Below are 24,370 nucleotides of genomic sequence, written 5' to 3'. Positions count from 1 at the left end.
TCAGACACCCGCCGCTGCCAACGACAACTGACACAGGTCAGGAGAGGGACCATGGCCCAGACGGCACCGCGGACAGTGATCCGCATGCAGGAGCGCACATGGCTGCGCCCCCGTCGCCAGGGCCGCCGCCACCCCCTGGTGGCGACGCTCATGGCCCTTCCCCTGGCGGCCCTGCTCCTCCTCGTCTTCGACGGCTGGGAGACAGTGGCCACACAGGCGTCGTCCGTGGGCGTGATGCTGGGGCGCTGAGCGGCGACCCCAGGCCCGGAAGAGCGGTCCGGGCGGGGACATCCACCCATGAAACCCCGTGGGGACGGGGGTGCGGCGGACGGCAAAAATGCCGGCGCAGCTGGGGAGCTGCGCCGGCATTGCTTTTCCCTGAAACCGACGGGGGCGTTTGAGCACGGCCCGCATCATCGAGCCCCCGGTGGTCAGCCTCAGGGCTCCCTGTCCAGGCCGGCCCGCATCATCCAGTCCGCCTGGTCCCCAGGCTCAGGGCCCCTTCCAGACGCCGCCCCGTATCATCCAGCCCGTCCGGCGTTTGAGGACGAGGCCCGTTCAGGGCCGAAGCGGGGTCTGGGGGCGGCAGCCCCCGGTCACGGCCCCATGGACGCCGAGCACGCCGAGCGCCGAGCACAAAGACTGCCCCGGCGCCCAGCGACCCGGCTCAGCCAACCCGCGCACAAGGGACCCCGTGACCTCCACCCCGCTCCTGCCCGACCTCACCGCGCAAGCGATAGCCGCGGCTCACTCACGCACGTCCGCCTGTCCCTGCGGAGCAACCGCCACCCTCGCCGAGCGCCCCGACGCAACCGTCGTCCGGCACGCCGGCACCGTCGCCAAGGCCCACGCCCCGGACATGGACGTCACCGACCTGACGTCTCGCATGGCGGCAGCCACCCGACTCCCCGAGATACTCCTGCCCCCGCTCACCCCCATACCCGTCGACCTCCACGACCGGCCCGTGAGCTTCTGGCCGTACGGCACCCCGGTCGACCCTGAAGACCCGGACGCGGCCCCCTGGGAAGCCGTCGCCACCCTGCTCGCCCGTCTCCACCGCACCCCCGCCCCCGTCCCGCTCCCGCCCATGCGCGGCCCCGCCAAGGCAGCCCTCGCCCTGTCCCGCCTTCGCGCGACCACCGACGGCACCCTCGTCACCCCCGTCCTCCGCGCCTGGGGCACCCTCCCCGCCTGGGCCCGCGACGAGGCTCCCCAGCCGGACGGCACCACCCTCTGCCACGGCGACCTCCACCTCGGCCAGCTCGTCCGGCACCCGGCCCCGGACGGCCCCTGGCGGCTCATAGACGTCGACGACCTCGGCGTAGGAGTACCGGCCTGGGACCTGGCCCGCCCGGCCGCCTGGTTCGCGTGCGGCCTGCTCCCGCCCGACGAATGGCACCGGTTCCTCACCGCCTACCGCGCCGCCGGCGGCCCGGCCGTGCCCGCCATCGGCGACCCCTGGCCCGCGCTGGACGTCCCCGCCCGCGCCCTCACCGTGCAGACGGCCGCCCGCGCGATCACCAAGGCCACCGCCGAGGGGCGCCGCCCGGACGAGATCGAGCAGGCCCTGATCGACACCTGTGACCGAATGGCGTCCGTCCCCCCGGAGTTGGTCCGAGAAGAGGCGAAGTAGGGTGCAACCGACCGCAGCCGGACAGAGTCTGTCCTGGCGATACACGAAGCAGGACCGACCGGCGAGGAGTTGAGCCGAGCATGCAGTGTCCGAAATGCCATGCGCCGATGCATACGTACAACCGCAATGGTGTCCAGATCGAGCAGTGCAGTGGCTGCCGCGGGATCTTTCTCGACTACGGCGAGCTGGAGGCGCTGACCCGCCTGGAGTCCCAGTACGCCCAGCCCGCCCCGCCGCCCCCGGCCGCCCCGCAGGCCTACCCGGCCCCCGCCCCGCAGGCCCCCGCCTGGGGCGCCCCGCACGGTGGCCACCACGGCGGTCACTACGGCCACAAGCGCCACAAGAGCTTCGGCCACATGCTGTTCTCCAGCTGAGCCGCACGAGGCCACGAAGAAGCCCCCGGTCGTCTGACCGGGGGCTTCGGGGTGTGGACGATACTGGGATTGAACCAGTGACCTCTTCCGTGTCAGGGAAGCGCTCTCCCGCTGAGCTAATCGTCCTCGGGGCCGTGATCGACGATCGATCCGAAGATCACGGATTGCTGCGTGCGCGATACTGGGATTGAACCAGTGACCTCTTCCGTGTCAGGGAAGCGCTCTCCCGCTGAGCTAATCGCGCGGGGGATCCGAAGATCCAGTGGACGATACTGGGATTGAACCAGTGACCTCTTCCGTGTCAGGGAAGCGCTCTCCCGCTGAGCTAATCGTCCTTGGAGGTGGAGACGGGATTTGAACCCGTGTAGACGGCTTTGCAGGCCGTTGCCTCGCCTCTCGGCCACTCCACCAGGAGTGTAGGGGTTCGGGATGATCCCCTGTTCCTTCGAGCGGACGACGAGGCTCGAACTCGCGACCTCAACCTTGGCAAGGTTGCGCTCTACCAACTGAGCTACGTCCGCTTGTCGTTTCGTTCCGCTCCCGCGGCCCGGCGACGTGTTGAACTCTAGCGGATTCCGGGGCCAGCACAAAAACGCGTTTGTGCAGCGTGCTGCGCTTCACCTGCTCAGGGACCCGACGGAGCTCCCCGAGGGGACATGGCCAGGTCACCCGCAGGACACCGGCCATAGACTCGACTGCGTGCTCGACCTCCCTCCCCTCGCCCGCTTCGGCGACCGCGTCGCCACCGGCCTCCTCGATGTCACCAGCGACCCCGCGGCCCTGGACTCCAGTGGTTTCTGGGCCGTCTGTGCCGACTTCGAGGGCGGTCTGACCTGCGCCCGCTTCCGGGACGTACGCGAGGAGGCCGTGCCCGCCCCGGTGCCGGGGGAGTGGCCGGGCCCCACCGCCGATGACTGGACGTCGTCCCTCGATCGCGCCGCGTACACGGCGGGCGTGCGGCGGATCCGTGAGTACATCGCGGCCGGCGAGGTCTATCAGGCGAATCTGTGCCGGGTGCTGAGCGCGCCGATTGGGGCGGGCGCCGATGTGGACGCCCTGACCGCCCTGTTGGCCCTCGGCAACCCCGCACCGTATGCAGGAACGATCCGGCTGCCGGGGCACGGCGTCGAGATAGCCACCGCCTCTCCCGAACTCTTCCTGCGTCGCGACGGGCGTGTCGTCGAGTCCGGGCCGATCAAGGGCACCGGGCGTACCGAGGCGGACCTGCTGGAGAAGGACTTCGCCGAGAACGTGATGATCGTGGACCTCGTGCGCAACGACATCGGCCGGGTGTGCGCCACCGGGACCGTGACCGTCCCCGATCTGTGCGCCGTGGAGAAGCACCCCGGCCTTGTGCACCTGGTGTCCACCGTGCGCGGTGAACTGCGGGCCGGCGCCCGCTGGCCGGAGCTGCTCGGCGCCGCGTTCCCGCCCGGCTCGGTCACCGGCGCGCCCAAGTCGAGCGCGCTGCGGATCATCGACGAGCTGGAGACGGCGCCCCGCGGGCCGTACTGCGGCGGCATCGGGTGGGTCGACGCCGACCGGGGTGTCGGCGAGCTGGCCGTCGGTATCCGTACCTTCTGGATCGACCGGGACGACGGAATGCTGCGTTTCGGAACCGGCGCGGGGATCACCTGGGGATCGGATCCCGAGGGGGAGTGGCGGGAGACCGAGCTGAAGGCGTCCCGGCTGCTCGCGGTAGCGTCGGGGGCGTACGAGGTGAGTGGAGAGGGACTGCAATCGTGAGGATCTGGCTCGACGGCGGGCTCCAGGACAGCGAGTCCGCCCGTGTCTCCGTATTCGACCACGGGCTGACCGTGGGCGACGGCATCTTCGAGACCGTGAAGGCGGTGGACGGCCGTCCGTTCGCACTGACCCGGCATCTCGACAGGCTGACCCGCTCGGCACTCGGTCTGGGCCTGCCCGAGCCCGACCACGACGAGGTCCGCCGCGCCTGCGCCGCCGTCCTGGAGGCCAACCCGATGCCGCTCGGCCGGATGCGCATCACCTACACGGGCGGCCACGGCCCCCTCGGCTCCGACCGCGGCGACCAGGGCCCGACCCTCGTCGTCGCCCTCGGCGAGACCACCCGCCGGCCCGACTCCACGGCCGTGATCACGGTCCCCTGGACCCGTAACGAACGCGGCGCCCTCACCGGCCTGAAGACCACCTCGTACGCCGAGAACGTGATCGCTCTCGCCCGCGCCCATGAACGCGGCGCGAGTGAAGCCCTGTTCGCGAACACCGTCGGCCGACTCTGCGAGGGCACCGGCTCGAACGTCTTCGTCGTCCTGGACGGCGAGATCCACACCCCGCCGGTCGCCTCGGGCTGCCTCGCGGGCATCACGCGCGCGCTCACCGTCGAGTGGACCGGCGCCAGGGAGACCGACCTGCCGTTGGACGCGCTGGAGCGGGCCGAGGAGGTCTTCCTCACCTCCACCCTGCGGGACGTGCAGGCCGTGCACCGCGTCGACGACCGCGAACTGCCGGGCGCACCGGGCCCGGTGACCGCCAAGGCCATGCGGATCTTCGAGGAGCGGTCCGGCGACGACCTGGATCCCTGAGGACCGGAAAATGAGCTGCCGTGGCTCGGCAGGGTGGGTAGAACACCCCTGATGACCACGACCCTGCGGCCGACCGAGCCGCTTCAGTACAACGCTGACGGGACGCGCTCGCGCCGCTACCAGGTGTGCGTGAACAGCCGTCCCGTCGGCGGGATACGACTTGCCACGCACGCCGAGTACGGCCCGACCGTGGCCTGCGTCTCCGAGCTGCGCATCGAGGAACCGGACCGCGGGCGCGGCCGTGCCACGGTGGCCGCGCTGGCCGCCGAGGAGGTCCTGCGCGGCTGGGGCTGCAGGCGCGTCGAGGCGTCCGTGCCGGGCGGCGCCGACGTCGCGCTCCGGCTCGCCCGGGCCCTCGGGTACGTCGTGCGCAGCCGCAACATGACCAAGCGGCTGAACGGCACCCCGCCCGTACTCCCCGCCGGCAGCGTGCCCCGGCCCATGACCGAGGCCGAGTTCGGCCCCTGGCTGGCCTATGAGCGCGAGGAGTTCGCCCGCAGCCTGATCGCGAGCGGGGTGCCCGCCGCCGACGCCCACAAGAAGGCGGACGACGGGCACAAGAGGTTCCTGCCGGACGGGCTCGCCACCGAGAACACCCTGATCAGTGTGCTGGAGCACGAGGGCGACCCGGTGGGCAAGCTGTGGCTCGGCCTGTGGCCCGACACCGCGTACGTCCTCGATGTCGAGGCCGACCAGCGCTTCCGCGGACGTGGCCACGGCCGGGCCCTCATGCTGCTGGCCGAGGCGCAGGCCGCCGCCGGCGGCAAGGACCGCGTCGGCCTGCACGTCTTCGCCGGCAACGCGCCGGCGGAGCGGCTGTACGAGTCGCTGGGCTATGAGACGACCGCGTACAACCTGGGCAAGGACCTGCTGTAGCGCCGGGAGCCGGGGCTCGGCGCCGGGGCCTAGGCCCCGGTCCCGTCCGCCAGCAGTCGGTCCGCGATCTCCTCGATGCGGGCGCGCAGGCCCTCCTGGCTCTTGCCGCCGTCGAGGCGCTCGCCGTCGATCACATAGGTCGGGGTGCCGGTCACGCCGATCGCCTTGCCCTCGGCCTGGTCGGCGTCGACGATCAGGATGTGCCGGCCGTCGATCAGGGCGATGTCGAACTCCTCGGCGTCCAGACCGAGTTCCCGGGCCATCTCGACGAGGAAGGGCTCTCCCTTGCGGTCCAGCTCCTCGACCCGGCCGAGCACGGCCTCGACGTACTCCCAGCCCTTGCCCTGCTCCAGCGCCTCCTCGGCGGCCTGCGCGGCGGCGAAGGCGTGCTTGTGCTTCTCCAGCGGGAAGTGCCGCAGCCGCAGCTCCAGCCGGTCGCCGTAGCGGGCGCGCAGGGCACGGAGATCGTCCAGGGCGCTGCGGCAGTCGGGGCACTGGAGCTCGCACCACACGTCGAGGACGGGGGCGGCGGGACGGTCGGGGGAGGAGTCGCTCATGGCCCCAGTCTCCCAGCCCCGGCCCGCACGACCCAATCCGACCTGGGGCTTCGACGCGGGCCGGTCCGGGTGTCGCGACCCGACCGGCACCTGCGGAGGAGGCGACCCGGAGATGTCCCTGATGTCGGGCCCAGGCATGGCCGGGCGGGGCCGTAACGGTGCAGGATGGAAGGACGAAGTGCCCTGTCCCGACCCGGCATGCCTGGAGGCCCGGATGATTGCCGAGACCGTTTGTTCAGCCGTCGCCGCGGCCGGCCTGGGCATCGCGGCGGTCACGGCGTACCGCAAGCGTTTCCTAGCGGCCACGCGCATCGCCGCCTACTCCCTCGTGCCCCTCGGTCTGGTGATGACCGGAGTCGTCGAGTGGCTCGCGGACACCGCGTTCAGTCCGACGGCCTGGGCGGGCTTCGGAGTCCTCGGAGTCGCCTGGGTGCTGTTCATGACCACCCGGGCGGTGGAGCGCCGCCGCGGCAGTACACGCAAGGAACGCAAGGAGGCCCGTGCCGCCGCGCGGCGCGACGCGGTGGCCCCGGCGGCGTCGGCGCCGTCGCTCGGCGCGGGCTCCCGTCAGCCGACCCGGCCCGCGACCGCGCCCAAGGCGGAGGGCGGGGACGACTTCAGCGACATCGAGGCCATCCTCAAGAAGCACGGCATATGACCCCTGCACAGGGGCTGAAACGACACAGTGGGTCGTGCCGCGGCCGTAAGTGATCAAGACTCGAAGCGGACATCACGGAATCCAGCGAACTCCCGCTCATTCCGGGCGTGTTGATCGCGCGGTGACATGGATCTACGTCATCATCGCCGCGAGATGCTGGACACGACACAGAGCGAGGCCACTCCGTCTCAGGACGAGCCTCGTGGGTGCCTCTTCGCCCTTTCCCAGCCACCGCTGATGATCTTCCTTGCGGTGATCGGGTGTCTGCTCCTCATGGCTGCGCTGCACGACCTGCTGCTGCTCTGAGCCGTACCCGCGGCCCCCGGCGCCACCCGCCGGGGTCCGCGTCGACACACATCTCGTGCCGGGCGGGCAGCCGCTCAGCCGGCCGCTTCCTTGCGGCGCGCACGGTAGGCGGCCACATGCAGACGGTTCCCGCAGGTTCGGCTGTCGCAGTAACGCCGGGACCGGTTGCGGGAGAGGTCCACGAACGCGTGCCGGCAGTCGGGCGCCTCGCAGCGGCGCAGCCGCTCCTCCTCGCCGGCGACCACGAAGAACGCCAGGGCCATGCCGCAGTCCGCCGCGAGATGGTCGGCGACGGAGGCGCCGGGGGCGAAGTAGTGCACATGCCAGTCGTAGCCGTCGTGGTCGGTGAGCCGCGGGGTGGTGCCCGCGGCGGCGACCAGCTCGTTGATCAGGCTCGCGGCGCTCCGGGGGTCCGGCGCCGCGAAGATCGCGGCGAACCGTGCGCGCACCTTGCGCACCGCCGACAGATCGAACTCCGAGAGGACCCCGACATCGCTGATTTCGTGCTTTCCTACGAAATCTTCCAGGGCGGCGACATCCGGCAGCCCGTCCGACGTCCCGTCCTCCGGCACGGTGTTCACCAGATCCACCACGGCATCGAGTGCACACCGGGTGTCATGGGTGATCAGCACGTTTCGCTCCCTGGCCTGGTGGTCGGGCGGGGTGCCCGCCGATGCTGGCCGATGGTAGTGGCTCACGGAGCCCCCACACGGGCCGCGCCCGTGCGCGGCTTCCGATTACAACGCCACAGCGGCGCCGACGGTTCCCGCCGGAGCGGACCTCGTCCGCCTCAGGCGCCTCTCCCGCCCCGTGAGCGCCTCTGCCCCACACGCACACCAGCGCCGCCCCCGCGGAGCGGAGACGGCGCTGCTGCGTGCCGTATGCGGTTGTCTTGGCCCGAGCCGTCTCCCCGAGTCGACGGCGCCGGGCGGCTTATGGGGACCTCGCCCTAACTTTCCGCCAGGATGTGTGACAGCTCCTGATCGAGGTCGAAATGCCGATGCTCCGTACCGGGAGGCACGGCGGCATCCGTCCGCTTCAGGAACGACTCCAGGGCACGCGCAGGCGCCTCGAGCAGCGCCTCGCCCTCAGGAGAGCTCAGGGCGATGCAGACGACGCCCTGACCATGACTGCGCGACGGCCAGACACGGACGTCGCCGGTGCCGGTGGGCCGATGCAGCCCCTCCGCAAGGAGGTCACGGGCGAACACCCACTCGACGGTCTCTTCGGCTCCGGTGTGGAAGGTGGCGTGCACGGCGTAGGGGTCGGCCGTGTCGTACCGCAGGCCTGCGGGGACAGGCAGGGAGGACTCGCTCGACACAACGAGGCGCAGGTGCAGCTCGCAGCTGACCGTGGTGTTCATAAGCGCCAGGGCCTTTCGCTCAGTGTGCGCTCGGGGATTCGCACGTCGGCGAAATCGACATGCCACCTACGGTGCCGTTGTAAACCCCTCTGAGTGTTTTGCGTGTCTTTACGTAACTCTTCCGGCCGAGAACCTGTTCGCGAGGTACGCCCATTCCGGTGACTGGTTTCGGTCCGGTAGGGTTTGGCCGTATGAATACGGGGAGTGACGAGCCGGGCGATGTTGCCACGGCTGCAGACGGGACCGAAGTGGACGGAGCGAAGGACGACGGCGAGCAGGGTTTGGGCTCGCGGGCGCCGGAGTTCATCAAGGCGCGCCGTGTGCTGCACCTGAGCTGGCAGGTGGGCGTCTTCATCATCGGTCTCGCGATAGTAGGCGCCGGCATCGTCATGCTGCCGCTGCCGGGCCCCGGCTGGGTCGTGATCTTCGGAGGCATGGCGGTCTGGGCGACCGAGTTCGTCTGGGCCCAGCTGGTGCTGCGCTGGACCAAGCGCAAGGTCACCGAGGCGGCCCAGAAGGCGCTCGACCCGAAGGTGCGCCGTCGCAACATCATCCTGACGTCGATCGGCCTCGTGATCATCGGCGTGCTCGTCGGGATCTACCTCTGGAAGTTCGGCATCGTCATGCCCTGGAAGATCAAGGACCAGTGATCCGCGAGGGGGGTGCGGACGTCGTCCGGTGCGCGTTCGCGCTGGTCACGCGCACCCCCTGACATGGGGTAATGTTCTTCCTGCGTCCGGGCGATTAGCTCAGTGGGAGAGCGCTTCGTTCACACCGAAGAGGTCACTGGTTCGAACCCAGTATCGCCCACCCGGATCCGACGGCCCGTCTGCGACAGAGCAGGCGGGCCGTCGGCGTTCGTGCGTCAAAGGTATTCCCGGCGCGTCGGCGTCCGGCGCCTCCGAAGTCGTCGAGAGCCTTGGCGCCGTCGGTCGAGAGGCATTCGCCTGCCGCACACCGCCCGCCGTTCGGTCCGCCGACCGCGCGCCCCTCACCTGCGGCATCGCACCGTCTGCCCGGCCCGCCCGACCTCGCGCGCCGCCAACTCGGCCGCCGGGTCCGCAAGAAATTCCTGTCCGAGTCATTGACGCACCCCGGGGCCCTCCGTAACTTGTGCCAGCAAGCGCTTACTTGAAACGATTCATGCAGGCGGCGACGACGCTGCGGAGGGGGCCCGACTGTGGGAACCAACAGGAATGTCGACAGGCGCACGATCCTGAAGGCGGCCGGTGCCACGGCCGCCACGATCGGGCTCGCCTCGACCACGGCGTGCGGGGGCGACGGGGGTGCCTCCGCCGACGGGACGGTGACGATCCGTTACGCATGGTGGGGTGCCGAGGACCGCGCCGAACGGATCAACAAGACCATCGCGCTCTTCGAGAAGAAGTACCCGAAGATCAAGGTCAAGACGGACTTTCAGCCGTACACCGACTTCTGGAAGAAGTTCAACACCCAGGCTTCCGGGGGGAATCCGCCGGACGTGTTCCAGAATGCGATTGGATTCCTGCGTAAATACGACGCGAAGAATGTGCTGCTCGATCTGAGCGAGCAGGTCGAGGCCGGCAACCTCTCCATGGACGGCTTCCGCGCGGGCCTGGACAAGTTCGGTGAGATCGACGGCAAGCTCCTCGGTGTCCCGGTCGGCTCCAACTCCATGGCGCTGGTCATCGACAAGCCCGTCTACACCAAGGCCGGCGTCAAGCCGGAACAGGGCTGGACCTGGGACGACTTCGACGCGGCGATGAAGCGGATCCGCGACAGGACCGGCCGCGCGGGCGACAGCGGCATGTACGGGGTCATGTACCTCTACGACCTCTACCTCCGTCAGAACGGCAAGGCGTTCTTCACCGAGGACGGACTCGGCTTCACCGAGTCGGATCTGACGGACTGGTGGACCAAGGCCGAGAAGGGCGTCGAGGCGGGCGTCTACGCCGACGCCAAGAAGGTCGCCCAGATCAAGCCCAAGTCGGCGGTCTCCGCCGAGCTCGCCGGTGGCGAGTTCACCTGGGACAACTTCACCGTTCGCTACACCTCCGAGGGCAAGAGCGAGTACGGCCTCGCGCCGATCCCGACGACGGACGGCAAGAAGACCGGCCAGTACCTCGGCTCCCTGATGCTCAGCGCCTCCAAGCGCACCCAGCACCCCAAGGAGGTCGCCCAGTTCATCGACTTCATGGTCCACGAGCCCGAGGTCGCCAAGATCATGGGGTACGACCGGGGCGTGCCCGCCACCCAGGCCCAGTTCGACGCCTTCCAGCCGACGGACGAGGTCAACAAGGGGATCGCCGCCTACGAGACCTCTCTCGTCGAGGCGGGCGTCCTGGAGCCGATCACCCCGCACCCGAACGGCGCGGACATCTGTGAGGCCGCGTTCCTGCGCATCGCCGAGGAACTCGCGCTCGGCAAGCGCTCGGTCGACGAGGCCGTCAAGCAGTTCTTCACCGAGTCGAAGACGGCTCTCGTCGTCTGATGGGGATGACCGTGACACACGCCCCTGCGACGGAAGACCTGACCAAGGTCGCCGAGCCGCGGCACGGACCGGTGAAGCCCGAGCGACCCGCCGCCCTCAAGCGGCGGGTCCGCCGGGAGAACCTGGCCGGCTACCTCTTCATGTCCCCCTGGATCGCCGGGTTCCTGCTGCTCACCGCGGGCCCGATGATCGCCTCGCTCTACTTCGCCTTCACCGACTACAACCTCTTCGACGCACCCAAGTGGATCGGCCTCGACAACTTCTCCGAGATGTTCGGCGATCCCCGCTGGCGCCACTCGGTGCAGGTCACACTCTGGTACGTCGTCGTCGGCACGCCCCTGAAGCTGCTCGCGGCGCTCGGCGTGGCCCTGCTCCTCGCGCAGAAGCGGCGCGGCCAGGCCTTCTACCGGGCCGCCTTCTACGCCCCGTCGTTGATCGGCGCGAGCGTCTCCGTGGCCATCGTCTGGAAGGCGATCTTCTCGGACGACGCGATCGTCGACCGTACGCAGAAGATCTTCGGGATCGACGTCGGCGGCTGGACCGGTGACCCGGACCTGATCATCTACAGCCTGGTGGCGCTCACGGTCTGGCAGTTCGGTGCCCCGATGGTCATCTTCCTCGCGGGCCTCAAGCAGGTCCCGCGCGAGCTGTACGAGGCCGCCGAGGTCGACGGGGCCGGCCGGCTCCGGCGGTTCTGGAACATCACGCTGCCGATGATCTCCCCCGTCCTCTTCTTCAACGTCCTGCTGGAGACCATCCACTCCTTCCAGATCTTCAGCTCGGCGTACATCGTCGGCGGCGGCGCCGGAGGCAACGCCTGCGGTCCGGCCGACGGCTCGATGGTCTACACCTGCTACCTCTACGTCCAGGGCTTCGAGAACAGCCGTATGGGTCTGGCCTCCGCCATGGCCTGGATGCTGCTCGTCGCGGTCGCCCTGGTCACGGCGGTGCTGTTCTGGTCCCAGCGGCGCTGGGTGCACTACGAGGAGAGCGCCTGATGAGCACCACCGGTATCCCGACCTCGCGCGCCGCGGCGCTGCGCCGCAGGCTGCCCGGCTCCGTCGCCTGGCACATCGGCTCCCTGCTGGTCCTGGCCGTGATCCTCTACCCGGTGATCTGGGTCGTCGGCGGCTCGTTCAAGAAGAGCGAGGACATCGTCGGCAGCCTGGACCTGTTGCCGGGCGAGCCGGTCCTGTCCAACTACACGAGCCTCGCCGACGGCATCGCCGACATCTCCATCTCCACCTTCTTCTTCAACTCGCTCTTCCTCGCGGTCGGCTCGGTGATCGGGATCGTGGTGTCCTGCTCGCTGACCGCCTACGCCTTCGCGAGGATCAGGTTCGCCGGGCGGAATCTGCTCTTCACGCTGATGATCGGCACGCTCCTGCTGCCGTATCACGTGCTGCTGATCCCCCAGTACGTGCTGTTCCGCAACATGGAGATGATCAACACCTACACCCCGCTGCTGCTGGGCAAGTACCTCGCCACGGAGGCGTTCTTCGTCTTCCTGATGGTGCAGTTCATGCGGAACCTGCCGAAGGAGCTCGACGAGGCGGCCCGCCTGGACGGCTGCGGGCACCTCAGGATCTACTGGTCGATCATGCTGCCGCTGTGCCGGCCGGCGCTCATCACCAGCGCGATCTTCACCTTCATCAACGCCTGGAACGACTTCATGGGGCCGCTGATCTACCTCAACGAGCCCGACAAGTACACCGTCTCCCTCGGTCTGAAGATGTTCGTCGACCAGGAGGGCCTGGCGAACTACGGCGGCATGATCGCCATGTCCCTCGTCGCCCTGCTGCCGGTGCTCGCCTTCTTCCTCGCCTTCCAGCGGTATCTGATCGACGGTATGGCGACCTCCGGACTGAAGGGCTGAGGCGGTCACGATGGCCCGAGCGCGCACGAAGGCACGTACGGCGGCCGGCGGGGAGTCCGTCCTCGCCGAGCGGTTCGGCCTGTTCGCCGAGTGTCTGCTCACCGGGGTGTGGATCGCCGTGGCCTCCCTCGGCGTGGTGACCTACCCGGCCGCCTTCGCCGCCGGGGCCCGGCACCTGCACCGCCGGATCGCCCATGAGAGCGGGGGCCTCAGGGAGTTCGCCGCGGACTTCCGGGTGGCCGTGCGCGGCGGCTGGGCCGTCGGAGTCGCCGGGTGGGCCGTGGCCGCCGCGGTCTGGGTCGACGTCCAGGCCGCGCGCGCCGGGATTCCCGGTGGGCCGCTCGTCGGGGCGATCGGCGTGCTCGCGCTGATCGGGGCCGGCGTGGCGCTGCTGCGGGCGGCGGCCGTCTGGACTCCGGACGCCGGCTGGCGGGCACTGCTCGCGGGCGCCGGACGACGGACCGTGCTCGACCCCGCCGGGTCCTTCCTGGTCGTCGGCGGACTCGCCGTCGTGGCCGCGTCCGCCTGGTTCTCAGCGCCGTTGGCGGTGCCCGTACTGGGGGCCGTCACGGCGGCGGCCGTCGCCGTGGAGGAACGGTACCGGTACCGCTGAGCTGCGGTGTCCCCGCCGTACGAAGGCCGGCGCGCATCAACAAGGTCGGCGCTCCCGGGCGCCGCACCTCTCTCTGTCATGCCCCTGACCATCCCCTGCACGCGCACGGAAAGGAAAGGCCATGTCCCCCATCCCCCGCAGGTCCCTTCTCAAGGCGGCCGCGGTCGCCGGAGCCGCCGCACAGTTCAGCTGGGCGCTAGGGGCGAAGGGCGCGCAGGCCGCGCCCGGAGCCGAGGCCGCCGAACCGGAGCCCGTGACCCTGGACTGGCTGGAGGACGGCGGCCTGGGCGCCGCGCCCGGCTCCACCGTCGGTGTGCCCTGGCCGAAGGGCACGTACCAGGAGGACCAGACGTTCGCGCTCACGGACGCCGACGGCAAGGCCGTCCCTGTGCAGTCGTGGCCGATCGCCTACTGGCCCGACGGGTCCCTCAAGTGGACGGCGCACGCGGTCGGCTCGGGCGACGGCAAGCTCACCCTCACCGCGGGGGAGCCCGCCGCCCCCGCCAAGAAGGTCACCGTCGACAGGAGCGGCGGCACCATCGACGTCTCTACCGGCGTCATCACCGCGAGGATCGCCAAGTCGGGCGCGACCCTCGTCAAGTCGGTCACCCGCGGCTCCACGGAGATCGCCAGGAACGGACGGCTCGTGCTGATCCGCCAGCCCGAGATCGAGGACGAGGACCAGGGCGCGGTCAGGACGGAGCGTTTCGAGGGCGCGATCTCCGAGGTCACCGTCGAACAGGACGGACCGGTCCGCGCGGTCGTCCGGATCGACGGCAAGCACCGCAAGGGCAGCCGCAGCTGGCTCCCCTTCTCCATCCGGCTCTACTTCTACGCGGGCGCCGACTCCTTCCGCATGGTGCACACCATCACCTTCGACGGCACGCAGGAACCGGGCAGGGCGAGCGGCGACTTCATCCGCGGCATCGGTGTGCGCTTCACGGTGCCGATGCGGGACCAGTCCTACGACCGCCACATCCGCGTCGGCGGCGAGGGCACCGGCATGCTCCGCGAGGCCGTGAAGGGCATCACCGGACTGCGGCGCGACCCGGGGGCGACCGTACAGGCGGCGCAGTTCGCGGGGGAGAAGCTGCCCGACCCGGCGACCTGGGACCAGCGCGTCACCACCCGCCTCCAGTACATCCCCGAGTGGGGCGACTACACCCTCTCCCAGCTCTCCGCCGACGGCTTCAGCCTGCGCAAGCGGACCAAGAAGGGGTACGGCTGGATCGGCGCCGGCGGTGGGCGACGGGCCTCCGGGTTCGCCTACGTCGGCGGTGTCAGTGGCGGACTCTCGCTCGGGCTGCGGGACTTCTGGGAGAAGTACCCCGCCCAGCTCGACATCCGCGACGCCCACACCGACGCGGCCGAGGTCACCATGTGGCTCTGGTCGCCCGAGGCCCAGCCCATGGACCTGCGCTTCTACCACGACGGCATGGGCCAGGACACCTACCCCGAACAGCTCGAGGGCCTCAACATCACCTACGAGGACTACGAGCCGGAGTTCGGCACGCCCTACGGCATCGCCCGTACCTCGGAGCTGCTGTTCTGGGCCAACGAGTCGACGCCCGCGCCGGCGGCCCTGGCCCGCCAGATCGAGGCCGTACGGGTGCTGCCGCAGCTCGCCGCGCCGCCGAAGCAGCTCATCAGGGCCAAGGTCTTCGGACCGGGGCTCTACTCCGAGCCGGACCGCTCCACACCCGCGAAGGCGAAGATCGAGGACCACCTCGACTTCCTCTTCACCTACTACAAGGACCAGGTGGAGCAGCGCCGTTGGTACGGCTTCTGGGACTACGGCGACATCATGCACACCTACGACACCGTCAGACACCAGTGGCGGTACGACATCGGCGGCTACGCCTGGGACAACTCCGAGCTCTCGCCCGACCTCTGGCTCTGGTTCGCCTATCTGCGCTCCGGCCGCGCGGACATCTTCCGCTTCGCCGAGGCGATGACCCGGCACACCGGCGAGGTCGACGTCTACCACCTCGGCGAATGGGCCGGCCTCGGCACCCGGCACGGCGTCCAGCACTACGCCGACAGCGCCAAGCAGCAGCGGATCGCCAACACGACGTACCGCCGCTACTACTACTTCCTCACCGCGGACGAACGTGTCGGCGACCTCATGCACGCCAACGTCGACTCCGACGAGACCTTCCTCGTCCTGGACCCGATCCGCAAGATCCGCACCGAGCCGTACACCCCGGACCGGCACGCGCTGTCGATCGGCTTCGGCACGGACTGGAGCGGACTCGTCTCGGCGTGGCTGACCGAGTGGGAGCGCAAGGGCCCCAAGTGGGAGAAGGCCAAGGCGCGGGTGCTGTCGACGATGGAGACCATCGCCGCGCAGCCGAACGGGTTCGTACAGGGCAGCGGGCTGTACGACCTCGACACGGGCAGGTTCGCGATCGCGGCGGAGCCGGTGGTCGGGGTCTCGCACCTGTCCGCCGTCTTCGGGCTCAACGAACTGTGCGCCGAGCTCATCGACCTCGTCGACATGCCGGAGTTCGACGAGGCGTACTTCGACTACTGCCGGTACTTCAACGCCACGAAGGCGGAGCAGGCGGCGCGGTACGGGTCCAACTTCGGGTCGCTGCTGCTGTTCCAGGGACACTCGCGGCTGGACGCGTACGCGGCCGTGCGGACGGGGGACGCGAAGCTGGCCGCCCGTGCGTGGGAGAAGTTCTACAACTCCGACGGGTACAAGGAGTCGGCGCCCTGGAAGACGGAGGCGCTGAGTGGGCCGACTGCCTTGGTTCCGGGGAGTGAGGCCGCTTGGGTGTCGACGAACGACACGGCGTTGTACGGGCTTGCGGCCATCGAGAACCTGGCGCTGCTCGGGGACAGAATGCCGTGACGGTTCGTGGGGAACTGCGGGACCGCTGTGGCTGGTCGCGCAGTTCCCCGCGCCCCTACAGGGGCGTTTCAGTGCATGTTGCCCAGGAAGTCCCGCATCTTTCGGGCGTCCCTGAGGCGTTGCTCGTACGTCGCTCCGATGGCCAGCAGGAGGAGGCCGGCCAGGGCCGGCGGTACCCAGCGGGGGAGTGCGTCGGTCACCTGGGCGATGTACGGGGCGAGTTCGTGCAGGGCGTCCAGGGCCAGTACCGCGCCGCCGAGCATGAGCGGTGCCTGGAGGTGGTGGCGGGCGCCGAGCAGGGTGACCGCCAGGGCCGCGAGGCCCAGCAGCAGGGGGCGCGTCCACTGCGGGTCGCCCCAGGCCGCGAGGAGGCTCGGCACGAGGGTGGCGGCGAGACCGGGGCCGTACGCCGTCCAGGACGAGGTCTGCGGATCGCGCCGCCTGCGCAGGGCGCCGACCAGCAGCGCCGGGACGGTGACCGGCAGGGTGTACGCCTCGGGCGTCCCGACGTCCCAGGCCGCCAGGCGCACCCACGTGGCCAGCACGAACAGTGCGGCGGAGGCGTAGGCCACGGACCGGCGTTCCGGGCGGACGGCGACACCGGCGGTGATCACACCGCACAGCGCCAGCACCAGGGCCAGCATCGGCAGGTCGGCCGGGGCCGCCGCCAGCGCGACGGCGAGCAGCGCGGCGAGCGCGCCCGTCACCTCGACCGGCACCGTCGCCCGCGCGTCACCGAGCCGTGCCGCGAGCAGAGCCGCCGCCACCGGGACCACCAGGACCAGCAGGGCGACGTACTGCGACTGCCAGCCGGCCGCGGCTCCCGCGGCACACGCCAGTCCGGCGGCGTACGCGAGCCCGGCCGGTGCCGTGACCGGAGCGAGGTGCGTCCTCCAGGAGGCCGCCGCGAAGAGAGCTGTCAGCACGGCGAGCACGGTGAGGGTCGCGGCCTCGGTGGTGAGCGAGAGGAAGGCGACGGGAAGGGAGGTGAGGAGGGCGAGGACTGCCGCCGTCGTGCGCGGGGTGGGGAAACCGATGGGAGCGGCCGTAACGGCTGCGGGCTCTTCCGCGGAGGTGGTCGTGGGTTCCTCCGTGGAGGTCGCCGACGGCTCCTCCGTCGTCCCCGGCCGCTCGGACGGCCGTATCCACGCGGCCGCCGCGAGGGCGCCCGCCGTGGTGATCGCGAGGGCCACCAGGCCCACGGCGTAGGGGAGTTCGAGCACGGCGGGCAGGACCAGCGCCGTCGCCCACGCCAGGACCAGCGCTCCGGTCAGGGCCCGGGTCCGCCACGCGGCGTCGCGTGCCGCCAGGAGCAGTACGACGGCGACGATCGCCAGGACGACCGGCACCGTCTCCGTGTCCGGCGGCCACGGAGCGTCGACCGCCACGGCCTGCCGCACATCGCCGGGCGCCCCGGACCACACCTGCTGCGCCCAGGCGACCGGACCCACCAGCGCGAGCGCCACCAACGGCAACGTCCACAGCAGGGCCAGTCCCTGTACGGCGGCGGAGGCCCGGGTGAGCCCGTCGCGCAGCGTCTGCGGCAGCCGGTCCGCCCGGATCGCCGCCAGCAGGGCGATCCCGCACAACAGATACACCGGAACCGTCCACGCCTCCGGCAGCACGGGGCGGGCGGTGCCGCCGAGCGCGGCGACCGTGAGGAGGCCGGCGGCGACGGAGAGGCCGAGCGCCTGCTTCGCGGCGGCCTCCTGCCACGCCGCCGTGACCGCGATGCCCGCGGCCAAGAGGAGGAGCGCCGCCGCACGGGCGGCGGCGCTCGGGCCGGTGGCCGTCCAGGACAGCCAGCCGGCGGCCCACACGCCCCAGGCGCCCATGCCGTACGCGCCGATCACCGCGGTGATCCGCACGGACCCGGCAGGCCCCCGGAGCGCCACACCCGCGTCGAACCCGGCCGTCACCAGTACGGCGGCCGTGATCCCGGACAGGCTCGCGTCGGCCGCCACCGCCCACAGGGTGAGCGGGAGTTGGGCGGCGAGCAGAGCGGCGGGCAGGGGCAGACGCAGCTCGGAGGTGCGCGGCAGCAGGCCGTACGCCGTCCACAGGGCCGCCAGCACCGCCGAAGCGGCGGCGAGGTAACCCGTGGCGTCCACGTCGGCCAGCCCGACCTCGTGCAGCGCGTAGGCGTCGAGCACCGTCAGCACGAGCCCGAGGCCCGCCACCGACTCGGCCGTCGACCGCAGCCCGCGCCTCAGCAGCGGCACCGGCGCGGCGAGCACCGCCACGGTGACCGCGCCGAGCACCAGGGCCCGCCCGGCGATCCCCATGTGCCCCCAGCTGACCAGCGTGAACGCCATCGCGGCGATCGTGAGCAGGACACCGCCCAGCACGAGCAGGACGTTCTGGACCCGGGGCGCCGAGGCCTCGGAGCGGGGTGGGGCGAGAGGCGCCGCAGCGGTCCGGGGCGCCGCCGCTTGCAGCGCGGTGACCAGCCAGGCTCGGCGGTGCAGCAACTGGGCCCGGCGGGCGTCCAGTTGGCGCAGCTCGAGGTCGAGGAGCCGCAACTCCTCGGCCGGGGGCGGAAAGTGCGTCATGCCAGGAGTGTGGTCCGCGTCACGCCAGAGGGCATGAGTGCGCATACTCAGTCCGTACTCAGATACGGCGGAAACGCCCTGGCGGGGGCAGACTCGGCCCATGGACTGGAGCCACTACCGCTTCCGCACCCTGTGGGCCCTGCCCGCGCCGCCCGCCGCCGTCTACGACGCCCTCGAACGGGCCGAGGACTACCCCGGCTGGTGGCCCCAGGTGCGCGAGGTGACCCGGACCGACGACACCAGCGGCGTGATCACGATCCGTTCCGTCCTGCCGTACACCATGACCTTCACCGCGCGCGAAGTGCTCCGGGACCGCGCGGCCGGAGTGCTGGAGGTCGCCATGAGCGGCGACATCGACGGCTGGGCGCGCTGGACCGTCACTCCGCGCGGCGGCGGGAGCCTGGCTCGCTACGAGCAGGTCGTCGACGTGAACAAGCCGTTGCTGCGGCGGTTCGCGGTGCCCGGGAGGCCCCTCTTCCGTGCCAACCACTGGCTGATGATGCGCTCCGGACGGCGCGGTCTCACGGCCCACCTGGCCGGAGGTCATCAAGCGGTTTGAAGGAAACGCGCGGGGACCTGTATTGTTCAGTGCGTTCCCGGGCGATTAGCTCAGTGGGAGAGCGCTTCGTTCACACCGAAGAGGTCACTGGTTCGAACCCAGTATCGCCCACCGGGAAGAGGCCGGTCCGCAGCAGCGGACCGGCTTTTTTCGTTGTGGTGGCGAACCCTCTTTTGTGGTGGCGGACCCTCCTTCCTCATGCCGCCGCCGCCGGCAGGTCCGGGCGCAGTGGCCACGCCGGGTCCACCGCCTCGTCGTTGCCGCTGCGGGCGAACCACGCCTGGAGGCCGCGCGCCTGCGCCGCGTGCCACACCGCCTGGAGCGTGTGCAGCTCCGCGGGGGACAGCCGCTCCAGCCGGGCCGCGAAACGCCGCCCCACGGCCCGTACCACCTCCAGTGACGCCAGTGCGTCGGCCGCCGCCTCGTGCGCGCCGTCCAGCGTGACGCCGTAGTGCTCGCACAGGTCCGTCAGGGTGCGACGGCCCTTGCGGTAGCGGTCCAGGTGTTTGTCGAGGACACGCGGGTCGAGCACCAGCATCGGAGTCGTCTCGAACCAGTGGTCCAGCGACGACGCGCGATGGCGGCGCAACTCGCGGTCCAGCAACGTCAGATCGAACGGTGCGTTCATCACCACGATCGGCCGGTTCACCGCGGCCTGCGCCGCCAGTTCCGCGGCTATCTCATGCATCACCGGCGCCGGCCAGCGGCCGTTGCGCTGCAGATGCTCATCCGTCAGTCCGTGCACCGCCGTCGCCGCCTCCGGCACCGGCACGCCCGGGTTGACCAGCCACCGGATCACCCGGGGCCGGGCGCCCGGGGCGTCCTGGACGACGACGGCCGCCGAGACGATCCGGTCGGTCTCGACGTCCACGCCTGTTGTCTCCGTGTCGAATGCCGCCAGCGGGCCCTCATACCAGCACGCCATATCCACACAACCCCTCGTTCACCCACGGCAGCTGACGTACCGTCTTCTGCCCGTTTGGTGATACCCGGGCCGTTTGCGACGTACGCCGGAAGGACACAACAGGAGTGCGGGTCTTTGCAGTTCAGCGGCCCGGTACGGGGATTCACCTTGCGTGGAAGGCTGTTGGTCATGGCGATAGCGCAGCCCGAGCGGGGCGGGCTGCTGCCCGAACGCACGGGCCCCCATCGCGGTTCACTCGCCACCACCGCCTGCATGGAGACATTGCAGGTGGGCTATCTGCACGCCGTCGCCGCGGCGTCGGGATGCTCGCTGTCCCAGCCATTTCCGGACAACGGCATCGACTGGCACGTCAGCCACAGCGCGCCCGGCCACACGGTCGACGACGAGGTCACCATCAAGGTGCAGCTCAAGGCGACCTATCAGCTCGCGCCGAACCCGCCCGGCCGCTTCTTCTCCTTCACGCTCGACAACGACCATCTGGCGAAGCTCGCCCGGACCCCGGTCTCGGTGCACAAGATCCTGGTCGTGATGATCGTCCCGCGGTCGCAGGAACAGTGGCTGCGCGCCGGTCACGACCGCCTCGACCTGCGGCACTGCTGCTACTGGGTCAACCTGGCCGGGCACCCGATCACCGGGCGGCGCCGCACCACCGTGCGGATACCGACCTCACGCATCTTCGACGACCGGGCGCTCTGCGAGATCATGACGCGGGTCGGGACGGGAGGCAGACCATGACGCACCGCCCCCTGGAGGAGCCGATACGACCAGCGAGGCCGCACCCGGCCGACGCGTCCTGGGAGCGTCCCCCCGAGCCCGGCGAGGTCGACCCCGCCGTCCTCAGCGCCCTGCTGCACCGGCACGGCTGGCAGCGGCGCGGGGGAGCGGCCGGACGCTACGGCCGCTGGACCCCGCCCGGCCCGGGCGGCAACGGCACCAGCCTGCTCGTCCCCGAGTCCCGCGCCTTCCCCGACAGCGACGACCTGCTCGGCGAGGCGCTCATCGCCCTGTCCCGCAGTGGCACGCCCTCCGCGCGCGAGGTGCTGGTCGGACTCGCCGTGCCCAGCGACGAGGTGCGCTGGTGGCGGGACGCGCCGAGCGGGCCGGCCGGAGCCGCGCCCTGGACGGTCGAGGAGGAACTGCGCACCGCCGCCCGCCAGATGCTGCTCGCCGCGGCTCTCGCCACCCGCGCCCGGGCCGGCTACTACGGCGCCCGGCACCGCCGCTCGGCCGCCGCCATGCTGGAGAGCGTCCTCGTCGGCTCCGGCGGTCACCACCTCGCCGCCTTCGTGCCGGTCGGGGCGGCCCGACCGCTCGCCGTCCGCCTCCACCAGGCCCTCTACGCCGCCCGCGAGGCCATCGACTACCAGCGGGCCACCGGCGGCATGGACGCCTTTGACGGTGCCGTCGAGGCGGGGGTCAGCAGGGAGCTCACGGAAGCGCTGGTGATGCTGGTGCGCGGCACCGAGGGCGCGCGCATCGCCGTCGACTGGTCGCCCGCGGCCGGGGTGCCCGCGGACTGCGCGGCCGGCGTCGAGCCCGTCGAATTCTCGCCGGGCGACCTGCCCGTGCTGCGCGAGGCCGGCGCCCGCTATCTGCGCGAGGAGCCGTCCGTGCCGGTCAGGATCACGGGGACCGTCGTCCGTATGCGCAGGTCGGGGCCGCGCGGCGAGGGCACCGTACGGCTGCGCGTCATCGCGGGCGTCGAGGTGCCGCACGTCCGGCTGACCCTGGACGAGGAGGCGTACCGCATCGCGGGCCACGCCCACCTCGTCGGCCTCCCCGTCCGCGTACACGGGCGGCTGGAGAGCCGCGGCGGCTTCCGCAAGATCACCGACGCCTCCGGGGTCGTACCGGTCCAGGTGGACGAGGCCGAGCGGGACCGGTTGATGAAGTCGCTCCAGGAGGATCTGGACTTCTTCGAGGAGGCGTGCGGCGGCGAGGACGCCGGGGACTGAAGGCGGCCTGAACCGGTCGACGCGGGGTTCGGCAGCGCCGGAAAGGGGCGCGGGGAACTGCGCGAGACCAGCCACGACGGCGCCGCAGACGACGACCGACCCATCACGGCCCTCCCAGCGGAGCGCACCGTTTCGCGGTCGGCCGTCCGAGGTCGGTACGATCGCGTAATGCGCGCGCTCCTGGTATGGCGCCGCATTCCACCTTCAGTCAGGAGAGACCGGTGTCAGACGTCCGTGTGATCATCCAACGCGATTCCGAGCGGGAAGAGCGCGTGGTGACAACGGGGACTACGGCCGCCGACCTCTTCGCCGGCGAGCGCTCGATCATCGCCGCGCGCGTGGGCGGCGAGCTCAAGGACCTGTCGTACGTCCTCGCCGACGGCGAGGAGGTCGAGGGCGTCGAGATCTCCTCCGAGGACGGTCTGGGCATCCTGCGGCACTCCACCGCGCACGTGATGGCGCAGGCCGTGCAGGAGCTGTTCCCCGAGGCCAAGCTGGGCATCGGCCCGCCCGTCAAGGACGGCTTCTACTACGACTTCGACGTCGAGAAGCCGTTCACGCCCGAGGATCTCAAGGCCATCGAGAAGAAGATGCAGGAGATCCAGAAGCGCGGGCAGAAGTTCGCCCGCCGCGTCGTCACCGACGAGGCCGCCCGCGAGGAGCTCGCCGCCGAGCCCTACAAGCTGGAGCTGATCGGCCTCAAGGGCTCCGCCTCCTCCGACGACGGCGCGGACGTCGAGGTCGGCGCCGGTGAGCTGACGATCTACGACAACCTCGACGCGAAGACCGGCGACCTGTGCTGGAAGGACCTCTGCCGCGGTCCCCACCTGCCGTCGACCCGCGCGATCCCGGCGTTCAAGCTGATGCGCAACGCCGCCGCCTACTGGCGCGGCAGCGAGAAGAACCCGATGCTCCAGCGCATCTACGGCACCGCCTGGCCGTCCAAGGACGAGCTGAAGGGGTACCTCGACTTCCTCGCCGAGGCCGAGAAGCGCGACCACCGCAAGCTGGGCAACGAGCTCGACCTGTTCTCCATCCCGGAGCAGATCGGCTCCGGCCTCGCCGTCTTCCACCCCAAGGGCGGCATCATCCGCCGGGTCATGGAGGACTACTCGCGCCGCCGGCACGAGGAGGAGGGCTACGAGTTCGTCTACACCCCGCACGCCACGAAGGGGAAGCTCTTCGAGACGTCCGGGCACCTGGACTGGTACGCCGAGGGCATGTACCCGCCCATGCAGCTCGACGAGGGCGTGGACTACTACCTCAAGCCCATGAACTGCCCGATGCACAACCTGATCTTCGACGCGCGCGGCCGCTCCTACCGTGAACTGCCGCTGCGCCTCTTCGAGTTCGGCACCGTGTACCGGTACGAGAAGTCGGGCGTCGTGCACGGCCTGACCCGAGCGCGTGGCTTCACGCAGGACGACGCGCACATCTACTGCACCCGTGAGCAGATGTCGGAGGAGCTCGACAAGACCCTCACCTTCGTCCTCGGCCTGCTGCGCGACTACGGCCTGACCGACTTCTACCTGGAGCTGTCCACCAAGGACCCGGAGAAGTTCGTCGGCTCCGACGAGGTCTGGGAGGAGGCCACGGAGACGCTCCGCCAGGTCGCCGAGAAGCAGGGTCTGCCCCTGGTCCCGGACCCGGGCGGCGCCGCCTTCTACGGCCCGAAGATCTCCGTCCAGACCAAGGACGCCATCGGCCGCACCTGGCAGATGTCGACCATCCAGCTCGACTTCAACCTGCCGGAGCGCTTCGACCTGGAGTACACCTCCGCGGACGGCTCCAAGCAGCGCCCGGTCATGATCCACCGCGCGCTGTTCGGCTCCATCGAGCGGTTCTTCGCGGTGCTCCTGGAGCACTACGCGGGCGCCTTCCCGGCGTGGCTGGCCCCGGTCCAGGCGATCGGCATCCCGATCGGCGACGGGCACGTGGACTACCTGGAGAAGTTCGCCGCGGCCGCCAAGAAGAAGGGGCTGCGCGTCGAGGTCGACTCCTCCTCGGACCGGATGCAGAAGAAGATCCGCAACGCCCAGAAGCAGAAGGTGCCCTTCATGGTCATCGCGGGCGACGAGGACATGGCCAACAACGCCGTCTCCTTCCGCTTCCGCGACGGCTCGCAGGAGAACGGCATCCCGTTCGACGAGGCCATCGCGAAGATCGCGCAGGTCGTCGAGGAGCGGGCGCAGATCTGATCCGGCCGGACACGGTCACGAAGCCCCCGGGAAG

At 70.6% G+C, this 24,370-nt stretch carries 23 protein-coding genes and 7 tRNA genes; 20 read left to right on the top strand and 10 right to left on the bottom strand.

Annotated features, from left to right (window positions below; genetic code table 11):
* Positions 1 to 51: 51 nt before the first annotated feature.
* The 3 genes from PGH47_RS07935 to PGH47_RS07925 all read left to right on the top strand — a co-directional run bounded on the left by PGH47_RS07935 (position 52) and on the right by PGH47_RS07925 (position 2,007).
* Positions 52 to 249: a hypothetical protein gene (locus tag PGH47_RS07935; RefSeq protein WP_030967874.1), complete on the top strand. Its 198-nt coding sequence runs from the start codon at positions 52 to 54 to the stop codon at positions 247 to 249.
* Positions 250 to 694: 445 nt separating this feature from the next.
* The gene (locus tag PGH47_RS07930) at positions 695 to 1,633 is read left to right on the top strand and encodes a phosphotransferase family protein (protein ID WP_271662831.1); all 939 of its coding nucleotides are present in this window, start codon (positions 695 to 697) and stop codon (positions 1,631 to 1,633) included.
* A gap of 80 nt (positions 1,634 to 1,713) precedes the next feature.
* A complete protein-coding gene (locus PGH47_RS07925) occupies positions 1,714 to 2,007 on the top strand; it encodes a TFIIB-type zinc ribbon-containing protein (RefSeq protein WP_093867036.1) in 294 nt (97 codons plus the stop codon).
* 54 nt (positions 2,008 to 2,061) lie between these two features.
* On the opposite strand, the gene PGH47_RS07920 is transcribed toward PGH47_RS07925, so the two are convergent.
* The 5 genes from PGH47_RS07920 to PGH47_RS07900 form a co-directional block, all read right to left on the bottom strand.
* A tRNA-Val gene (locus PGH47_RS07920) sits at positions 2,062 to 2,133 on the bottom strand.
* 46 nt (positions 2,134 to 2,179) lie between these two features.
* Positions 2,180 to 2,251, bottom strand: a tRNA-Val gene (locus PGH47_RS07915).
* A gap of 19 nt (positions 2,252 to 2,270) precedes the next feature.
* Positions 2,271 to 2,342, bottom strand: a tRNA-Val gene (locus PGH47_RS07910).
* A 1-nt stretch (position 2,343) separates the two neighbouring features.
* Positions 2,344 to 2,417: transfer RNA gene (locus PGH47_RS07905), tRNA-Cys, on the bottom strand.
* 38 nt (positions 2,418 to 2,455) lie between these two features.
* A tRNA-Gly gene (locus tag PGH47_RS07900) sits at positions 2,456 to 2,528 on the bottom strand.
* A gap of 178 nt (positions 2,529 to 2,706) precedes the next feature.
* Between PGH47_RS07900 and PGH47_RS07895 the strand changes: the two genes are divergently transcribed.
* The 3 genes from PGH47_RS07895 to PGH47_RS07885 are packed head-to-tail and all read left to right on the top strand — an operon-like array spanning position 2,707 to position 5,447.
* On the top strand, positions 2,707 to 3,753 hold the full coding sequence (locus tag PGH47_RS07895) for a chorismate-binding protein (RefSeq protein WP_271662830.1): 1,047 nt from the start codon (positions 2,707 to 2,709) through the stop codon (positions 3,751 to 3,753).
* Positions 3,750 to 4,571, top strand: coding sequence for an aminotransferase class IV (locus tag PGH47_RS07890; RefSeq protein WP_271662829.1), 822 nt, complete (start codon positions 3,750 to 3,752; stop codon positions 4,569 to 4,571). The genes PGH47_RS07895 and PGH47_RS07890 overlap by 4 nt, the downstream gene beginning before the upstream one ends.
* A 51-nt stretch (positions 4,572 to 4,622) precedes the next feature.
* Positions 4,623 to 5,447 carry a GNAT family N-acetyltransferase gene (locus PGH47_RS07885; protein ID WP_271662828.1) on the top strand — a complete coding sequence of 275 codons (825 nt, stop codon included), beginning with the start codon at positions 4,623 to 4,625 and terminating at the stop codon, positions 5,445 to 5,447.
* 29 nt (positions 5,448 to 5,476) lie between these two features.
* Here PGH47_RS07885 and PGH47_RS07880 read toward each other — a convergent pair whose 3' ends face one another.
* Positions 5,477 to 6,004 (bottom strand): DsbA family protein, encoded by a 528-nt coding sequence (locus PGH47_RS07880; protein WP_163017196.1) that lies wholly within the window; start codon positions 6,002 to 6,004, stop codon positions 5,477 to 5,479.
* A gap of 214 nt (positions 6,005 to 6,218) precedes the next feature.
* On the opposite strand from PGH47_RS07880, the gene PGH47_RS07875 reads away from it, so the two are divergent.
* Positions 6,219 to 6,662 (top strand): hypothetical protein, encoded by a 444-nt coding sequence (locus PGH47_RS07875; protein ID WP_271662827.1) that lies wholly within the window; start codon positions 6,219 to 6,221, stop codon positions 6,660 to 6,662.
* 153 nt (positions 6,663 to 6,815) lie between these two features.
* Positions 6,816 to 6,968 carry a hypothetical protein gene (locus PGH47_RS07870; RefSeq protein ID WP_163017197.1) on the top strand — a complete coding sequence of 51 codons (153 nt, stop codon included), beginning with the start codon at positions 6,816 to 6,818 and terminating at the stop codon, positions 6,966 to 6,968.
* Positions 6,969 to 7,042: 74 nt separating this feature from the next.
* Here the strand turns inward: PGH47_RS07870 and PGH47_RS07865 are convergent, their stop codons facing one another.
* Positions 7,043 to 7,600, bottom strand: a complete 558-nt coding sequence (locus PGH47_RS07865; protein WP_107909335.1) for a CGNR zinc finger domain-containing protein — start codon at positions 7,598 to 7,600, stop codon at positions 7,043 to 7,045.
* Positions 7,601 to 7,917: 317 nt separating this feature from the next.
* Positions 7,918 to 8,331: an SsgA family sporulation/cell division regulator gene (locus tag PGH47_RS07860; protein WP_004002642.1), complete on the bottom strand. Its 414-nt coding sequence runs from the start codon at positions 8,329 to 8,331 to the stop codon at positions 7,918 to 7,920.
* A 191-nt stretch (positions 8,332 to 8,522) separates the two neighbouring features.
* Here PGH47_RS07860 and PGH47_RS07855 point away from each other — a divergent pair, with 191 nt between their 5' ends.
* The 7 genes from PGH47_RS07855 (at position 8,523) to PGH47_RS07825 (ending at position 16,147) form a co-directional block, all read left to right on the top strand.
* Entirely contained in the window at positions 8,523 to 8,981 is a 459-nt protein-coding gene (locus PGH47_RS07855; protein ID WP_271668004.1) for a TIGR02611 family protein, read from the top strand.
* Between the two features lie 88 nt (positions 8,982 to 9,069).
* Positions 9,070 to 9,141 (top strand) — tRNA-Val (locus tag PGH47_RS07850).
* A 370-nt stretch (positions 9,142 to 9,511) separates the two neighbouring features.
* Positions 9,512 to 10,801, top strand: a complete 1,290-nt coding sequence (locus tag PGH47_RS07845) for an ABC transporter substrate-binding protein (RefSeq protein WP_271662826.1) — start codon at positions 9,512 to 9,514, stop codon at positions 10,799 to 10,801.
* Entirely contained in the window at positions 10,801 to 11,799 is a 999-nt protein-coding gene (locus tag PGH47_RS07840; protein ID WP_271662825.1) for a carbohydrate ABC transporter permease, read from the top strand. The genes PGH47_RS07845 and PGH47_RS07840 overlap by 1 nt, the downstream gene beginning before the upstream one ends.
* Positions 11,799 to 12,677, top strand: coding sequence for a carbohydrate ABC transporter permease (locus tag PGH47_RS07835; RefSeq protein WP_271662824.1), 879 nt, complete (start codon positions 11,799 to 11,801; stop codon positions 12,675 to 12,677). Before PGH47_RS07840 ends, PGH47_RS07835 begins: the two co-directional genes overlap by 1 nt.
* 10 nt (positions 12,678 to 12,687) lie before the next feature.
* Positions 12,688 to 13,290, top strand: a complete 603-nt coding sequence (locus tag PGH47_RS07830; RefSeq protein WP_271662823.1) for a hypothetical protein — start codon at positions 12,688 to 12,690, stop codon at positions 13,288 to 13,290.
* A gap of 121 nt (positions 13,291 to 13,411) precedes the next feature.
* Complete coding sequence (locus tag PGH47_RS07825; RefSeq protein WP_271662822.1) at positions 13,412 to 16,147, top strand: exo-rhamnogalacturonan lyase family protein; 2,736 nt, start codon at positions 13,412 to 13,414, stop codon at positions 16,145 to 16,147.
* Between the two features lie 68 nt (positions 16,148 to 16,215).
* Here PGH47_RS07825 and PGH47_RS07820 read toward each other — a convergent pair whose 3' ends face one another.
* Positions 16,216 to 18,699 carry an SCO7613 C-terminal domain-containing membrane protein gene (locus tag PGH47_RS07820; RefSeq protein WP_271662821.1) on the bottom strand — a complete coding sequence of 828 codons (2,484 nt, stop codon included), beginning with the start codon at positions 18,697 to 18,699 and terminating at the stop codon, positions 16,216 to 16,218.
* A 100-nt stretch (positions 18,700 to 18,799) separates the two neighbouring features.
* On the opposite strand from PGH47_RS07820, the gene PGH47_RS07815 reads away from it, so the two are divergent.
* Complete coding sequence (locus PGH47_RS07815) at positions 18,800 to 19,258, top strand: SRPBCC family protein (protein WP_271662820.1); 459 nt, start codon at positions 18,800 to 18,802, stop codon at positions 19,256 to 19,258.
* A gap of 39 nt (positions 19,259 to 19,297) precedes the next feature.
* Positions 19,298 to 19,369 (top strand) — tRNA-Val (locus PGH47_RS07810).
* A gap of 85 nt (positions 19,370 to 19,454) precedes the next feature.
* Here the strand turns inward: PGH47_RS07810 and PGH47_RS07805 are convergent.
* Complete coding sequence (locus PGH47_RS07805; protein ID WP_271662819.1) at positions 19,455 to 20,183, bottom strand: 3'-5' exonuclease; 729 nt, start codon at positions 20,181 to 20,183, stop codon at positions 19,455 to 19,457.
* A 168-nt stretch (positions 20,184 to 20,351) separates the two neighbouring features.
* On the opposite strand from PGH47_RS07805, the gene PGH47_RS07800 reads away from it, so the two are divergent.
* From PGH47_RS07800 to thrS, 3 genes are all read left to right on the top strand, one after another.
* The gene (locus PGH47_RS07800) at positions 20,352 to 20,918 is read left to right on the top strand and encodes a DUF4365 domain-containing protein (protein WP_030959689.1); all 567 of its coding nucleotides are present in this window, start codon (positions 20,352 to 20,354) and stop codon (positions 20,916 to 20,918) included.
* A complete protein-coding gene (locus PGH47_RS07795; RefSeq protein WP_271662818.1) occupies positions 20,915 to 22,138 on the top strand; it encodes a hypothetical protein in 1,224 nt (407 codons plus the stop codon). Before PGH47_RS07800 ends, PGH47_RS07795 begins: the two co-directional genes overlap by 4 nt.
* Before the next feature lie 221 nt (positions 22,139 to 22,359).
* Positions 22,360 to 24,336, top strand: a complete 1,977-nt coding sequence (gene thrS, locus PGH47_RS07790) for a threonine--tRNA ligase (protein WP_271662817.1) — start codon at positions 22,360 to 22,362, stop codon at positions 24,334 to 24,336.
* The last annotated feature ends 34 nt before the right edge of the window (positions 24,337 to 24,370 follow it).

Source organism: Streptomyces sp. HUAS 31 (genome assembly GCF_028198125.1).
Lineage (GTDB): Bacteria > Actinomycetota > Actinomycetes > Streptomycetales > Streptomycetaceae > Streptomyces > Streptomyces chartreusis.
This window is presented reverse-complemented; position numbering and strand designations above follow the sequence as displayed.